The organism is bacterium (assembly GCA_019912885.1).
Lineage (GTDB): Bacteria > Lernaellota > Lernaellaia > JACKCT01 > JACKCT01 > JAIOHV01.
The window spans coordinates 34,747-50,729 of sequence record JAIOHV010000087.1 but is presented as its reverse complement, the minus strand read 5'-3'; the positions used below and the strand labels follow the sequence as shown (position 1 = coordinate 50,729).

Annotated in this window: 11 protein-coding genes; 4 read left to right on the top strand and 7 right to left on the bottom strand. The window is 64.1% G+C overall.

What is annotated here, in order from left to right:
• The 4 genes from K8I61_07350 to K8I61_07335 all read right to left on the bottom strand — a co-directional run.
• The coding region (locus K8I61_07350) for a prepilin-type N-terminal cleavage/methylation domain-containing protein (protein ID MBZ0271837.1) at positions 1 to 2,391 on the bottom strand (2,391 nt) is incomplete at its 3' end.
• On the bottom strand, positions 2,391 to 4,640 hold the full coding sequence (locus K8I61_07345) for a hypothetical protein (GenBank protein ID MBZ0271836.1): 2,250 nt from the start codon (positions 4,638 to 4,640) through the stop codon (positions 2,391 to 2,393). The genes K8I61_07350 and K8I61_07345, both read right to left, overlap by 1 nt.
• A gap of 54 nt (positions 4,641 to 4,694) precedes the next feature.
• On the bottom strand, positions 4,695 to 5,309 hold the full coding sequence (locus K8I61_07340) for a prepilin-type N-terminal cleavage/methylation domain-containing protein (GenBank protein MBZ0271835.1): 615 nt from the start codon (positions 5,307 to 5,309) through the stop codon (positions 4,695 to 4,697).
• Complete coding sequence (locus K8I61_07335; protein ID MBZ0271834.1) at positions 5,306 to 5,950, bottom strand: GspH/FimT family pseudopilin; 645 nt, start codon at positions 5,948 to 5,950, stop codon at positions 5,306 to 5,308. Before K8I61_07335 ends, K8I61_07340 begins: the two co-directional genes overlap by 4 nt.
• A 317-nt stretch (positions 5,951 to 6,267) precedes the next feature.
• Here K8I61_07335 and acnA point away from each other — a divergent pair, with 317 nt between their 5' ends.
• Both acnA and K8I61_07325 read left to right on the top strand, forming a co-directional pair.
• Positions 6,268 to 8,988 carry an aconitate hydratase AcnA gene (acnA, locus tag K8I61_07330; protein ID MBZ0271833.1) on the top strand — a complete coding sequence of 907 codons (2,721 nt, stop codon included), beginning with the start codon at positions 6,268 to 6,270 and terminating at the stop codon, positions 8,986 to 8,988.
• Between the two features lie 74 nt (positions 8,989 to 9,062).
• Positions 9,063 to 10,484 carry an aspartate ammonia-lyase gene (locus tag K8I61_07325; GenBank protein MBZ0271832.1) on the top strand — a complete coding sequence of 474 codons (1,422 nt, stop codon included), beginning with the start codon at positions 9,063 to 9,065 and terminating at the stop codon, positions 10,482 to 10,484.
• Between the two features lie 61 nt (positions 10,485 to 10,545).
• On the opposite strand, the gene K8I61_07320 is transcribed toward K8I61_07325, so the two are convergent.
• Positions 10,546 to 12,093 (bottom strand): DUF2723 domain-containing protein, encoded by a 1,548-nt coding sequence (locus K8I61_07320; protein ID MBZ0271831.1) that lies wholly within the window; start codon positions 12,091 to 12,093, stop codon positions 10,546 to 10,548.
• Positions 12,090 to 13,622 carry a hypothetical protein gene (locus tag K8I61_07315; GenBank protein MBZ0271830.1) on the bottom strand — a complete coding sequence of 511 codons (1,533 nt, stop codon included), beginning with the start codon at positions 13,620 to 13,622 and terminating at the stop codon, positions 12,090 to 12,092. The genes K8I61_07320 and K8I61_07315 overlap by 4 nt, the downstream gene beginning before the upstream one ends.
• Positions 13,623 to 13,683: 61 nt before the next feature.
• On the opposite strand from K8I61_07315, the gene K8I61_07310 reads away from it, so the two are divergent.
• Complete coding sequence (locus tag K8I61_07310; GenBank protein ID MBZ0271829.1) at positions 13,684 to 14,382, top strand: hypothetical protein; 699 nt, start codon at positions 13,684 to 13,686, stop codon at positions 14,380 to 14,382.
• Positions 14,372 to 15,010 carry a hypothetical protein gene (locus K8I61_07305; GenBank protein ID MBZ0271828.1) on the top strand — a complete coding sequence of 213 codons (639 nt, stop codon included), beginning with the start codon at positions 14,372 to 14,374 and terminating at the stop codon, positions 15,008 to 15,010. The genes K8I61_07310 and K8I61_07305 overlap by 11 nt, the downstream gene beginning before the upstream one ends.
• Positions 15,011 to 15,013: 3 nt before the next feature.
• Here the strand turns inward: K8I61_07305 and K8I61_07300 are convergent, their stop codons facing one another.
• Positions 15,014 to 15,928 carry a hypothetical protein gene (locus K8I61_07300; GenBank protein ID MBZ0271827.1) on the bottom strand — a complete coding sequence of 305 codons (915 nt, stop codon included), beginning with the start codon at positions 15,926 to 15,928 and terminating at the stop codon, positions 15,014 to 15,016.
• Positions 15,929 to 15,983: the final 55 nt, after the last annotated feature.

Here is a 15,983-nt window from a genome sequence, read left to right as displayed (position 1 = left end):
GATGATGTCCGGCGTGTCTTCGTACGAATACACAAAGGTGGCGTCCGCGCGCGGCACGCCCTTGAAGACGATGATCTTCTGCGTCGCGTCAAAGACATTGACCTCGCCGGTCGGATCGAACGGGGCGGTCGAGTCCTCGCGAAGGATGACGCGCTGCAGGCGGCCGGTGAAGCCGTCGTAGGTCATCGGCTGCTTGGACCGATAGACGTAATACCGCGACAGGTCGGGGATGTCGTTGTTCGGCGAGCCGCTCGATTCGCAGAACTGGCTTGGCGACGCGTCCCAATAAACGGTCATCGCCGGATCGACGGTGCCGTCCGAATCGTAAACGGAGGTGTCGTAGACAAGCACGTTCCACGGCGGGGAGAAGCGCCCCGGCGGCAGGGCCGTATCGTCGTAGCAGTTGTACGACTGCGCCTCGTTGTAGTTGTCGCAGGCGGAGACGTAGCGCAGGCCGGTGGAGAGGCACTCGTCGTTCGAGCGATAGGACTTCACCTCGTAGGTGTATTTGGCCATGTCTTCTTCGTCGAAGCCGCTGCCGCTCGGGCTTCCGCCGGCGCCGTAGCCGCCGTCGGACAGGCCGAACGAGCGCCCGTTGATCGGCGGCGCGACGGCGTTGCGGCCGGGCGAGCCGGGCTGGTCGCGCCAGACGTAGGTCGTGCCCCAGCGATAGAAGTCCTCGTTGACGCACTGCTTTTCCGCCTGGATGAGCGATCCGGCCGCGGTGGCGCAGGCCGAGTTCACGTCGGCGATATCGACGCGCGCGATTTCGTATCCATTAACCTCGGTCGTGATATTGGGATCGGAGCGATAGATCCAGTATTCGTCCACCTGGGCGTCGGTGGAGGCCGTCCACATGACGGTGATCGAGCCTTCGGTCATGCTCGCCGGCGAGGAAGGGATAAAGCAGGGCGTGTCCCACAGCGCGATTTCGGGCGGATTGGTCGGGAACGTGGTCGTCGGAGAGACCGTGTTCGAATCGGACGGGCCAGAGTGCGAATCGCCGCAGTCGACGGCCTGGATTCGATACTGGTGATCGGGAAAATCGTATCCGATGAGTTCGATCCGCTCCACGAGCGGGTCGGGATCCACGTCGCCGTAGATCGGCTCCTTGTAAACGTTGGCGTCCAGATAGGTGTAGGACGCGGAATTCGTGGCCGGCACGAACGCGTGAAAAACCCACTCGTGCGGGCTGGTGCTGCTTTCGATCTTCCGGAAGACCTCGTACCACATGACGTCGTTGTCGTTCAGGCCGTCGTCGGCGGAACGGTTCCACGAAACGGAGATGCCGTAGCCGCAATCCTGAATGGCGGCTGCCGCGTTGGTCGGCGGGCCCGGCGCACCGCCGCAGTCCTTGGAAGGCGGCGCGCCGAGGTTACGCGGCGCGACCGTGGTGGAGACCGCGTATTCGCGGAATTGCTCGCCGCGGTCGAGCGTGACGAGCGGCTCGCCGAACTGCGAGATGACGGTGACGTTGAGATCGACGCGCGTGATCGCGGAATCGAGCAGATTCGTGTCGAAACGCCCGTTGCGGTTCAGGTCTTCCGAGGCGTCGAGCTGGCCGTTGCCGTTGTCGTCGTTTTCGCGATTGCTCGGCTGCCCGCCGACGCGATTGAGATAAACGGCGCCGCCGGGGGTATTGCCGACATTGATCGTGCCGGTCGGCCCCTGATAACTCCAACTGAATTCGCCCTTGAAAAGCGCTTCGCGCTCGGCATTGCTCAGGGCGCCGTCGCCGCTGGTATCGCCCCAGAGGGTCGGCGGCGTGGACTCGTCGAAGTCGAAATCGCCCCAGAAGCTGAACAGCGGCGCGACGTGCGAGCCGTCGCGGTAGGGGATCGTGCCGTCGTCGTAGCGGACGCCGTAGCCGAGCACCGCCTTATCGTGATCGTTGACCTTCTTGTAAATGACGCGGTCGCTGGAATGCACCGAAAAATCGCGCGTGGTCGCGTCCGGCTGGCCTGTCCAGTAGCGGATCGTCTCGGCGTCGGATTCGTACGCGGAACCGGTGTAGGGAGAGTCCGCGCCGCCGTGCGGCATCGTCACGCCGTCGGCCAGTTCTCCGTAAGTGTCGTCGATGTTCGCGTTGAACACGACTTCCCACGGCGCGGCAAAGACCATGGCGGCCTGCCCGCGCTCGCGCACGACGTCGGCGCCGACAAGTTCGAGATCGTCGCGGATGAGCCGGATCGAGTTTCGGCCGGCCTGCTGCACCTCGACGCGTTGTTCCTCGCGGAGAACGGACGTGTTGTAGGCGTTGAACAGCGAAAGAATCGCGGCCAGCAGCACGAACGCGAGAACAACGCCGACGAGCAGCTCAATGAGCGAGAAACCCGCGCGGCGAGCCCGCGCTTTTGGCGCGTGGGGGGCAAAGCCCGAAGAGAGCGTCATCACCAGGCCTCCAAGGTGACGTCCGAAGGCTCGATTTCCGCCCAGGAAACCGTCTCCCACGCGGCGTGGCCGTACGGCAGGCCACGGGACGCGTTCACGTAATACGGCGCCGGCGGGATCGTGTATTTCAGGTGCGGATCGTAGTTGATCACGAGCGGGTGCCCGAGGTTGCGGACCGTCGCCCGCGTGCCGTTGGTGCCGGACGAGGTCGCATGATCGAACGAAACGCGACCGGGGTACTGCTGAATGACCGCGCCCCAGATCGCGAGAATTCCCGAATCGTTGCCCGCGGCCGAATACGTGCCCGACGACGGGTCCAGGTACGGGGCTCCGCCGGGCAAGCCCGTGGTGGTGCGTGGCGTGGCGTAAAGGCCGGTCTGGAAATTCTGCAATGCGGAGGTCGTCGGCGCGGGGCAATCGGAGTTCGAGCCGCTGGTCGTGCACGTGCCGTGGCCGAAGCTCACCATCACCGCGTGAACTTCCTCGTTTCCGTCGTCGTACAGCATCTTCGGATGATCGAGATTTCCGGTCGGCACGAAACCGCCGAATCCGTCGGTCGAATCCGACCAGTCGTCGCGGAAGCTCATCGACCGGTTCGGCGTGGCGTAGGCCGACTCGCTCGGATAGCTGTTCGGGATGATGACGTTGCCCGTGGCGAAGAGCCCGAGCATGTCGATGGCGTTCGGGCTCGTCGCGTTTTTGATGTCGCGCGACGGGTGCTCTTCGTATTGGACTTCGTGCGAAAGCCAGATGTTGCCGGTCGCGACGATCGTCGTCTTGCCGTCATGAATGCCCTCCACGAGCACGTCGCCGTGCACGTAGATGATTCCGCTCGACGTGCCGGAGCACGTGCCGTTCCCGTCGGGCCAGGTGCCCCGCGAAACGCCGATACTCGGCGTGAAAAAGTAATACGAGGAATTCTGGATGTCGTATTGGTCGTAGGCGGGCTTTTTCGTCACGACGCCGCCGCCGCCCGGCTCGTTGCGCCGCAGCGAATAGCACTTGCCGCCGCCGTCCACGACTTCGCTGTCCCAGGACACGGCGGGCGTCCAGATCTCGCCCCCGGCGCTCGTGATCGCGGCGTGGCGCTCGCGCATGTTGTCGCCGTAAAACGCGGCGATCATCTGCGCCTGCGTCGGAGTCGTCCACGGCAGGCTGTACAGGTGGAACGTGCCCGGATCGGTCGAGTCGCTGTTGCCGTTGTTGACCTCGTTGTTGATTCGCGAGGTCACGCGGCTTTCCGCCTCGTACTGCCCGTTGTCGTCCGTGTCGAAATCGTTGCGGAAGACGATCTTCCAGATGCGGTTGCTGCGCTTGTTCAGGATGATGTCGGAATTGGCGCGGAACCAGGGCGTGTCGCCACTTTCGAGATAATCAATCGGGAACAGCCCGACTTCCTTCGAGTAGTTCCGGAAACCGAACTGCGAGCGCGGCAGCGCGTTCGCGGCCGGGTTCGAGCCGCCCTTGGTCTGAAAGTCTGAGTTCTGAAGCGACGAACTGCCGTAGTCGTAGCGGCGCAGGTTTCGCCACATAACCTGCCCGGCGAAGGTCGGACCGCCGCGCATATAGAGGATCGTGTTGTCGTCCGCGCCCGCCGCGGTTCGCACGTAAGTGTCGCCGATGACGCGGTCCTCGTTGTGGAAGACGGTCTGGCAGCCGTACCAGGAGTTCGAGGCGCCTCCGCAGCCCGCGGCGGACGCGCGTTGCGCCGGATTGTGCTCCTGCGAAAAGTACGCGAGATCCCAAATGCTGTAAGGGCGCGCCTGCGCGCGGAAGGCCTTGCGGAATCCGGTCGCGGCGTTGGATATCAGCACGTTGACATGGACCTCGCGGGACGGGCTCCGGTCGTAGGCGCCTTCGTAGTCCTTCGGATCGAGCCAGGCGCTAAGAACCAGCGTGTCCGGATGGAGATTCAACGGGCCGGCTGGGTTGAACATGTAGATATTGCGGACATTGTCGAGCACCTGCGCGGCATTGGTGCCGACGAATTGCGCGCCACCGTTGAACTGCCCGAACAGCCCCATCGGCAGGTAATGCAGATGCGAAAGCACGCGGTCGACGCCTTGCTTGCCGAACCCCTCGATGAGTTGTTCCTCGCCGAGGTTGTTGACGATGCGCTGCTCGCTCGTGCTCGTGATCATCGCCATGATGCCAAGAAGCGTCAGCATCAGCATGACCATCAACGCGGCGACGAGCGCATAACCGTGGCGCGGGCGTGCGGGCGTTCGTTTTCGTATCGTCCCCGTCATCGGGGCCTCCTTGTCGGCCGGCGCACCGCTCGGAGCGGCGCGGCGGCGCGGGCTTCAGAATCGGGCGACGTAGCCGTGCCGTTGAATCTCGTGCGTTCCGAAGATGTCCGACCACGAAACCTTGACGCGCACGACCTTGAAATCCTCGCCCCGGTACTGACCCGAGGAACAATCGCCCTGAAGAAGCGGCGAGTAGTTCCCCGTATTCAGATCGCCGTCATCCACGTTGCGACTGCCGCCGGACACCCCGAACAGCGTCGGCTGGCAGGTTTGCGTGTAGCCGTTGTGATACAGCTCGGAGGTCACGGTGTAGGGGATCTTGTCCGGCGGAACGCGTACGACCTTGGTGGTAAACAGCTCGGTGTTTCCCGTGTTGATTCCCGGGCGCGACACCGATTCCACGGTCGTCGTCTCGTAAACAGGCCAGGCGAACACGCGTTCCAGTTGCTGCTGGGCGAGGTAGTTGGCGGTGCCGTACGAGCGCGCCTGCGTGTTCGAACGCATGTTGAACTTCAGCATGGGAAGGATCGCGGTGAGCGTGAACGTGAGGATGAACATCGCCACCACGATTTCGACAAGCGAGAAACCGCGCGTCGCGCGGTATCCCATGGGCTCGGCGCGGCGCGGGGCGCGGCGCATCAGGATCGGACCGGCGCCGATCGGCGTCATCGCCAACCGCCCTCGGACGGGAAGTATTTCCACATCCGGATGCGTCCGGATTGCGCCGACCAGTCCACGGCGCGCTGCCGGTCGCCGCGCTGTCCGGTGCCGCTGTCGTCTCGCGAGGGAATCATGTAGACGACGCCTCCGCAATTGACGGTTCCGTCACGCTGAAAGTGAATGTTGCCCGTCGACGCGCACGGGCCTTGCAGCATGATCGCGCTCGCGATCGCCGGATGCCCCGGAACCTGCGGCGTGCCGGACTCGTAGCCGAACACCACGCCGTCCTGCAGCGAGTTGGTGCGCGAGCCGCCGTCGAAAACGCCGTTGGTGTCCGAATCCGTGCCGTAGCTGTAGCTGCGCCCCGCGAACGTGAACAGATTCGGCCGCCCGTCGCGAATCGCCGCCGCGCGCGCCAGACGCATATGACCGGCGAGGTCGCGCGCCGAGGCGTTGACGCGAATGATCAATCCGTAGTGCAGCATCGAAATGAACGCGATCGCGGTCAGGATCGAGATGATCGCGATCACGAGCATCAGTTCGATGAGGCTGAAGCCGCGGAAGAACCCCTTGTCTCCGGAATCTCCCCCATCGCCATCGCCGCCGCCTTCGGCGGTGATTTCCAATTCCTGCTGTTTCTCCGCAGTCATCCCAAACCTCCGGGTTTGAGAAAGGCAATATGCGTGCCCGCATGGTAGCCTTCTCGCGATTCTTTCGGATTTTAGCGCATTTTACGCGCGACACAAGGAAAGCGAACAAGCCGCGGCGTAAGCGAAATTCCTGACATTTTTTCATCGAACGCGCATTTTTTCGCGGAACGAAACCCGATCCGGGACTTGACCGGGGCCAATTCCACCCAACTTGATCCCCATTCGGATCGGAAGTAAAAGACGCGCGGCGAACCTTGGGCCTTGGCCTTCTCGCGACCAACCCGCCGCCCCGCATGTCCAATCGATCCGGAGATATCATGACCGAAAAACGCGCCCTCGATTCCTTCGGCGCACGCGACCGGCTTGCGACCGGCGCCGGCGACATCGAATACTTCCGCCTTTCGCGCCTTGAAGACGAAGGTCTCGGCAAGATTTCGCGCCTGCCGTTTTCGATCAAGGTTCTCCTTGAAACGATCGTGCGCGGCGAGGACGGACGCCTTGTCACGAAAGACAACGTCGCGTCGCTTGCGGGATACGACCCCAAAAACCCCGGCAGCTACGACGTTCCCTACATGCCCGCCCGCGTGCTGATGCAGGACTTCACCGGCGTGCCGGCCATCGTCGATCTGGCGGCGCTGCGATCGGCGATGAAGCGATTCGGCAAGAAGCCCTCCCGCATCAACCCGATCCTCCCGGTCGATCTGGTGGTCGATCACAGCGTGCAGGTGGACGTGGCCGATTCGCCCAAGGCTCTTCAGGTCAACGCGTCGCTCGAGTTTTCGCGCAACCGCGAGCGCTACGAGTTCCTGAAGTGGGGGCAGGAGGCGTTCGAGAACTTCCGCGTCGTGCCGCCGGCCAACGGCATCTGCCATCAGGTGAATCTCGAATATCTCGCGCGCGTCGTGCAGACGAAAACGGCGAACGGCGCGACCGTCGCATTTCCCGATTCGCTGGTCGGCACCGACTCGCACACGACGATGATCAACGGCCTGGGCGTGCTCGGCTGGGGCGTCGGCGGCATCGAGGCCGAGGCCGTCATGCTCGGCCAGCCGCTGTTCATGCTCCCGCCGCCGGTCGTGGGCTTCCGCCTTTCGGGCGAATTGCCCGCGGGCGCGACCGCGACCGACCTCGTTCTCACCGTCACCGAGATGCTGCGCAAGCGCGGGGTCGTCGACCAGTTCGTGGAGTTCTTCGGCGAGGGCCTTGCCCATCTCACCCTGCCCGATCGCGCGACGATCGCGAACATGTCGCCGGAGTTCGGCGCGCGCTGCGCGTTTTTCCCGGTTGACGAGGTGACGCTCGAATATCTGCGTTACACGAATCGCGGCGAGGTCATCGACCTGGCGCGCGACTACCTCAAGGCGCAGGGCCTCTTCCACACGAAGGACACGCCCGATCCGGAGTACAACGACGTCGTCGAACTCGACCTTTCGACCGTGACGCCGAGCGTCGCGGGCCCCAAGCGCCCGCAGGATCGCGTGGCGCTTTCCGACATGAAGACGCACTGGCGCGAGGTGCTGCACGCGCCGGTCGAAAAGCGCGGCTTCGGTCTCGATCAAGGCGAGGAGAAAGCGGCGGTGGAACTCGATCTCGACGGAACAAAAACCAAGCTGCGCACGGGCGACGTGGTCATCGCCGCGATCACGAGCTGCACCAATACGAGCAACCCGTACGTCATGATCGGCGCGGGCCTCGTGGCGAAAAACGCCGTCGAACGCGGCCTGTCGGTTCCGCCGTACGTCAAGACGAGCCTCGCGCCGGGATCGAAGGTCGTCACCGACTACCTGAATGACACGCACCTGACCGAATACCTCGACAAGCTCGGCTTCTACACCGTGGGCTACGGCTGCACGACGTGCATCGGCAATTCCGGGCCGCTCGACGCGCCGATCGCGAAGGCCATCGAGGAGGGCCGCCTTGTCGTCGGCAGCGTGCTTTCGGGCAACCGCAACTTCGAGGGCCGCGTGCATCAACTGACGCGCGCGAACTACCTCATGAGCCCGATGCTCGTCGTCGCGTACGCGATCGCGGGCAGGCTCGATATCGATCTGCAAAACGATCCGCTCGGCAAGGACCAGGATGGCAACGACGTGTTCCTGGCCGACATCTGGCCGACGGGCGACGCGATCCGCGAGGCGCTCGCCGCGGCGCGCGACCCGAACACCTACAAGCGCGAATACGGCAACGTCGAGGCCGGCAACGAGGACTGGAACCGGGTGGCGATCGGGGGCGGCGAGGTCTACGACTGGAAGGACGAAAGCACCTACATTCAGGAGCCGCCGTTTTTCGTCGATCTGCCCGAGACGCCGCCGCCCGCCTCCCCGATTGAAAACGCGCGCGTGCTGCTGCTTCTGGGCGACACGGTGACGACCGACCACATCAGCCCCGCCGGCGCGATCAAGAAAGACAGCCCCGCCGGGCGCTATCTCCTTGAGCATGGCGTCGACGAGAGCGACTTCAACTCCTACGGCAGCCGGCGCGGCAACGACCGCGTGATGGCGCGCGGCACATTCGCCAATATCCGCATCCGTAACCGCATCGGCCAGGGCAAGGAGGGCGGATACACGACGCACTTCCCCTCGGGCGAATTGATGAGCGTCTACGACGCGGCGATGCGCTACAAGGAAGATGGCGTACCGCTGGTGGTCATCGGCGGGCAGGACTACGGCATGGGCTCCTCGCGCGACTGGGCCGCCAAGGGCACGAACCTGCTGGGCGTGCGCGCGGTGATCGCGAAGTCCTACGAGACGATCCACCGGGCGAACCTGGTCGGCATGGGCGTCCTGCCGTTGCAGTTTGGCGACGGCGAGGACGCGGATACGCTTGGCCTGACCGGCGAGGAAACGTTCACGATCGACCTGCCGGACAGGCTTTCACCCAGGCAGGAAATCGAAGTGGCGGCGACGTCGAAGAACGGTTCAAAACGTACGTTCAAAACCGTCTCGCGCCTGAATTCGCCGATCGATGTCGAGTACTACCGCCACGGCGGCATTCTGAATCTGGTGCTTCGCGAATTTGTCGCCGGCGCGTCCGACTGACGCGCCGCGATTTTTCGTACGCGGCGGGGCGCCGCGCGATCCTTTCACAATCTCCATCCACACCGGGGTCGGTCATGGCAAACGATTTTCGGATCGAAAAGGACTCGCTCGGCGAGTTGAAGCTGCCCGCGACGGCGTATTACGGCATCAACGTCGCGCGCGCGCTCGAAAATTTCCCCATCAGCCGGCGGACGATCCATCCGCGCATCGTCGAGGCCTATGGCCGCATCAAGAAGGCGGCGGCGAAGGTGAACGCGGATGCCGGCCGTCTTTCCAAAACGCACGCCAACGCGATCCGCAAGGCGTGCGACGAGGTGCTCGCGGGCAAGCTGCGCGACCAGTTCGTGGTCGATATGTTTCAGGCGGGCGCGGGAACGAGCACGAACATGAACGCGAACGAGGTGCTCTGCAATCGCGCGCTCGAGATCCTCGGCAAGCCGAAAGGGAGCTACGACGTGATGACGCCGAACGATCACGTCAACATGGGTCAATCGACCAACGACACCTACCCGACCGCGATGCGCCTTGCGGCGCTGGACGCGCTCGCGGCGTTTTATCCCGAGGCCGACGCTCTTGCGAACGCTCTGTTCGCGCTCGGCAAGAAATTCGCGAACGTCATCAAAAGCGGGCGCACGCATTTGCAGGACGCCGTGCCGGTGACCCTCGGCGGCGAGTTCACGGCCTACGGCGAAGCGATCGTCGCCAGCGCGAAGCACGTGAAGCGCACCGCGGACGATCTGCTGGAATTGCCGATCGGCGGATCCGCGGCAGGCACCGGCATGAACACGCACCCCGCTTACGCGAGCGGCATGGTGAAGGAACTCGCCAAAGAGACGGGATTTAAGCTCCGCAAGGGGCGCGACTTGCAGCACATGATGCAGTCGCAGGCCGCCATCGGCCGCGCGTCGGGCTCGCTGCGCGACTTCGCGGTCGAGCTCGGCCGCATCGCGAACGATCTGCGCCTTCTTTCGTCCGGCCCGACGACGGGCTTCGCGGAAATCCGCCTGCCGAGCGTGCAGGCCGGAAGCTCCATCATGCCCGGCAAGATCAACCCGTCGATCCCGGAGATGGTGAACCAGGTGTGCTTCCACGCGATCGGCAACGATCTCACCGTGACGCAGGCCGTCGCGGCGGGGCAAATCGAACTCAACGTCATGATGCCGATCATGGCCGAGAACCTGCTCGAATCCATCGAAATCCTCACCGCCGCGTGCCGGCAGTTGCGCGTGAAGTGCGTCGAGGGCATCACGGCCGATGAGGAGCGCTGCCGCGATTACGCCTACCGCTCGATGGGCCTGGCGACCGCGCTCAATCCGTACATCGGCTACCTGGCCGCGGCCAAGACGGCCAAGACGGCATTCGCCGCGAAGAAGACGATCGTCGATGTCGTGCGCGAGGAGAAGCTGCTATCCGAAAAGGAGCTGACGCGCATCCTCGATCCCAGGCGCATGACGCGCCCGGATCCGGATCTGGCCAAACGCGCCAAGACGAAGTGACGCCGCCGATTTTCGCTGAGTCCACCCAACGGGGCGCGGGCAACCGCGCCTTGTTTTTTATTCAGTCCGTTGAGGCGTCCGTGTTTGTGCGCGCGCGGTACAGGTAGAGATCCGGCGCGAGCTGCGTGCCGGCCGCCTCGAACGCCTCGCGCTCGCGATGGCGCGGATACGGGAACGTCAGGAGATACAATGGACGCGGTTCATCAAAGCCGGCGACGAGATCGGCGACGAACCCGGCGTCCACCTGATCCAGGAAACGCACCTCGACGTTTTGGCCGAAGCCCCGCGTCTCGCGCAGGAAACGCATCACGAAATAGCTGTCGGCCTCGCAGTAAATGACGGCGCCGTCGGGAAGATGGTCGAACGCGCGGCGCGCGTAATCTTCAGCCGTCGTGTCGCCGCGCCGGTTGGGATTCAGCAGCAGGCGGTGATAATCGTGTTCGGCGATCCGCTTCCACGGCGCGAGGTCCGCGGCGCCGAGAATCACCGGCACCGCCTCGTACGTCACCGGAGGGATCGTCATCATGATGGCGGCCAGCAGCACGCCGGCCGTCTTGCGCGAGATATGCCCCGCCGCTTCGATGCGCAGCACGGCCACATCCACCCCGCGCGCCAGAAAGACCGTGAACGCGACATACGCGGGCAGGAAAAATACCCATTGATCCTCGACGGTGTAATTCAACCCGAAGGCCAGCGAGGTCGCCAGAAAGGTGGCGAACAGCCACGTCTCCGGCGTCCGGTTTCGCCACTCGTGCGCGATGCCGAGCACACCGAGCGGCAAGGCGATCCCGGCGAAGTTGTAGGGGAGGAACGTCAGAAAATAGATGGCGCTTCGGACAAGTGATTCGTAGGGCAATTTCAGGATCACGCCGCGCCACACGGGACTCGAGAAGAAGAACGACTGCGCAAGTTCGCCCGGCGCCGTACCCAGCCCCAGAAGCACGAACGCGGAGACGACGGTCGGCAGGAATCCGCATGCAAATCCGATCGCGCCGGCGAGCGCCGCGTTCGCGTTCAGTTCGCGGCGACGCATCCACAGGTAAACCACGAGTGCCGGCACCGTCAGCAGCATCAGCCGGTGATGGAATATGCCGAGGCTGACGAGGAACGCGGTGAGCGTCAGTTCCCGCGGGCGATCGCGATTCCACCGCATCACGCTCGCGAGCGCGGCGAAAAGCAGCGCGAGGTAGAGCGTGTATACTTCGGTGATGACCGCGAGATACCAGACCGTGTGCGCGGACATGAACGCGAAGCACGTCGCGAAGGAGGCCGCGCGCGAGGCGCCCAAAAAACGCAGCATGCGGTAAAGGACGAACACCGCGAACGCCCCGAAAAACGCGGTCATCGCATTGATCGCGACCGCCACGTGCCCCGGATCGACCGCGCGCGCGACGACGCCCGCCAGGCTGACGTACATGGGGTAGATGCGCGCGTCGAGCGTCCAGAACGTGCCGGTGAGCGCCTGCACCTGGAGCGCCGCGCTGTCCTGCCAGAACGTCCCGGGCGCCAGCGAATAGAGATAAAACGCCATCGCCGCCGCGAACGCGACGACGCTCGCGGGGTCGAAGTCCGCGGCGCGCTCGCGATGCTCTTCGATCGTCATGCTCACGGCGCGCCGCCTTCGGTCTTGCGTTGCCAGAGCCGCCACGCCCCGGTCTCGCGCACGGGTGTATAGCAACGCTCGACGTCGAACGAGGGCGGCGGCGCGCCGCGCGTCAAAAGCCAGGCGATGCCGTCGCGCTCGTACCGGTCGTCCAGGTTTTCGTCCTCCAGAAAATCGACATACGCGGGCGGCGTACCGGGCGCGCGGCGCGCGATCGCGCCGAAGCGGTAGTCCACGATGCGCGTCGCCGCGACGCCGTTTCGCCACGCGATGAAGTAGCTCGGGAAATGGTTGTAGACCGGGCGGCCGCGAAAGCGGTCGTCCGCGATGACGCCCGTCAGCATTTCGCCTTTTGCCGGCGCCGGGAAAAACGCGGCGTCAAATCCCGCGTTTTCGCGATCGAACGCGATGTGGTACTGCGCCCACAACGCGAGATGAACGGCGGTGAGAATGACGGCGCCGATTCTCGCCGGGCGCGGCATTTCACCACCGAAACGCGCGGCGGCAAAAATGAGCGCGCCAATCAAAAACCAGACCGAAAATCGCTGAAAGATCGCCCAGTGCCCGGGCATCCAGGCGGGCAGCAAAAAGAAACAACACGCGGCGAAGGCGAGGAGCGCATGCGAGGACCGGCCGTCATCCGCCTCGGGTTTCGTGACGCGCGTCCACACAGCGGGCAAAAAACACGCGAGCGCGAACACGGCGGCGATGGCGTATCCCCACGGCCGCGCGAACAGGCGGTAGTTGTCGAAAACAAGAAAGCCGGCGCGCTTCGGGATCGAAGCCCAATACGGCCCGGTGTAGTAAAACGCGGCGAATTCCCGCAAGCCCATTTCGCCATCCGGAGGCGGTTGTCGCAACATCCACGGCGCGAAAAACACGAGCGCGGGAACAAGGGCGAGCGCGGCGGGAACCCAGGCGCGCGGACGTTTCGGATCGCGCGCGAACGTGATCGCGGCGATCAGGCCGGCGGCGAACAAAAAAGCGATCGCGTGCGTGAAGAAAATGGGAACGGCAAGCGCCGACGCGCCGAGCCAGCGAAGCGCACCGGGGCGATCCTTGCCGGCAAGCGTAGTGAAAAGCAGCAACGTCAACGGCAGCGCGAGCGTGTACCCGACGAAGCCCCACGTCACGTTGAAGTTGTACAGCAGCAGAAACCCAAGCAACGAAAACCACGGATCGCCGCCCACGCGCCGAATCGCAAACAAGAGTGAAAAAGCAAACAATGCAACGTAAAGAAGATAGTAATAGGTCGTCGCCCGCGCGGGCGATTCGAATATCCGCCGCGATGCGAAGTACCAGTACGCGACGTTCGGCTTGCCCGCCAGATCGACGGTGAAGGCGTCGCCGAGCACGCCGTTCGCGTCGCCGTGGTGGCGCACGATCGAGGCGATCGCCATGTGATTTGGCAGATCGGTGTAAGGCAGAAGGCCGCGCGAGCCGATAAGCCACAGATGCGCGGCTAGGACGAGCGCGAACGCAATTCGGAACGTCGTTCGATCGGCGGCGCCGGAGCGGAAAGGCGGTTTGACCATGGCTTCGAATCTTTATAGCGTCTTGCGAAGTATCAATTAAACAATCGCTATCGGAACAAACGTGGCGAAACACGAGCGATTTCCCGCCGCCGCCCTTTTTGGCGCCACCGCCGTGGTGATTCTGGCCGGCCTCGCAAGCGCGGTCGTCGAGCACGTCTTCCACCACGATTACGTCTTCGGGCTCGTACCGCTATTCGATCTCAACGCCGAGGCGAACCTGCCGACGTGGTTCTCCTGCCTGCTTCTGGCCGCGTCCGCGACGCTCGCCGGCCTTGTCGCCGCGGATCGGTTCCGCGCGCACGAACCCCGGCGCGGCGCGTGGGTGCTGCTGGCCGGCGTGCTCGCGTTTTTTTCGCTGGACGAGATCGCGAGCATCCACGAATCGCTCGACGAGGGCATTCACGCGGTCGTCTCGACGGGCGGCGTGCTCTTCTATGCGTGGATCGTGCCGGGCGCGATCTTCGTCGCCGTCCTCGCGTTCATGCTTTCCGGGCTCGTGCGCGAGATGCCCGCCACGATACGCCGCCGCTTTCTGCTCGGTGCGGGGATGTACTTTGGCGGCGCGATCGGCGTGGAGATGATCGGGGGCTATTACGAATCCACGCACGGCACGCGCGACACGCTCAGCTATGCGCTCATCGCCGCCGTGGAGGAGAGCCTGGAGATGTTCGGCGCGGTCGTCGTGCTGCTTTCGCTGCTGGCGCTCGCGCGCGCGTATCCGCGCCCGCTCATCCGTTTTGGAGGTCCCGATGACGGCTGACCGCTCGCGCACGCTTCTCGTGGTCGCGCTCGCGCTGCTTGGCGTTTACACGCTCGGCCTTTTCGCACTCTCGTTCGTATGGCCCGTCGAAAAAATCCGCTATTTCTTCACCGATCTCGCGGGGCCGGTGGAGCTGTCGCACCTGACGTTTTACGGCATCAACACGAGCCTCGCGGTTTTTTTTCTTTGGGCGACCGCGCTTCTTTTCGCGGTGCGTCTGTTCATGCTCGGCACGCCGGACGAGCCGCCCGCGCGGAGGTGGTTTTTCCTCTCGCAGATTTTGCTGTTCGCATTTCTCGGCACGGATGACCGATTCCAGTTTCACGAAACGATCGAGGAGGTCTGGGGCATCCACGAAATCGTCACACTCGGCGTGCCCGCCCTTGCCGAACTCGCTCTGCTGGCCGGACCGGGACGCGAACAGATCATGCGCCGGCCTGTTCTGATTCCTCTTACGCTCGGCGGCGCGTTTTACGCGCTGATGATCGGCGTCGATCAGCTCATCGACTCCGAGGCCGCCTGGCGACTGGCTACCGAAGACCTGGCGAAAACCTGGTCCGCGTTTTTCCTTAGTGCGTTCGCGTGGAGCGTCTGCCGGCAAAGCCCGCGGCTTGCCGATCGCGCTTGACCGCTACTTCGTCTTCACCGCCGCCACATCCGCCAGACACGCGTCGTCGAAGGCCAGCGCGTCGCCGTCGCCGATAAGGTTGCCGGCGATGACGTCGATGACCGTGTCGTTCTCGTGCGCCCAATACATGACGCATTCGTCGTCGACGTCGTGGTGCGCATGCTCCGTGTCTTCGTGCGCGTTCACCATCGGCACGCCGTTGTTCACAAGGCCGATGACATGGCCGACCTCGTGCGTCCAGATGGTGAGCTCCGCGCGCCGGCACAGTTCTTCTTCGAGCGACGGAATCACCACCCCGCCGCCGCACACGTCGTCGATCGTGTCGCGGAAGATCGCGATGTGCGCGTGGCTCCACGCGAGACCCAGGATGCGCGCGGACCCGTCCGTCTCAAGCTCGCCGTCGACGAACATCGCGTGCATCGCGACCGTGCCGTCCGGAACGTCCAGGTTGAAATGCTCGTCCGCGAAGTCGTGAAGCGCGTCGCTCGTCCAGACGTGGTCCGCGCCCATCGGCGGCAATTCCTCGTCGAGCACAACCTCGATGCCGTCCGGCTTGTCGAGGATCGATGCGAATCGCGCGGCCAGATCGGCCGCGACGCCGTCGCGCGGCGCGAGGCCGGGAACGTAATCGACCTCGATCACAAGGCGCGTGAAGGTGTCGGAGCGGATGTAGCAAAGATAGCGGTCCTCAAGGCACCCGCCCCCGCCGCCGTCGGGATCATCGTCATCGTCAACGCACGAGACGCACTCGCCCGCGTCGTCATCGCCGTCGTCGTCGTCCCCGCCGTCGCCGTCGTCGTCGGAGGAGGAATCGTCGTCGTTGTCGTCATCGTCGCCGCACCCGCATCCCGAATGGACGGCGAAGGCGAAAAGAACGGCGAAAAGAAAAATCGATCGGAAAAACGTGTTGGTAAACATCGCGCGATTCTACGATACGACAACGAAAATTTCACCGCCCTTCGCTTTCGCTCAG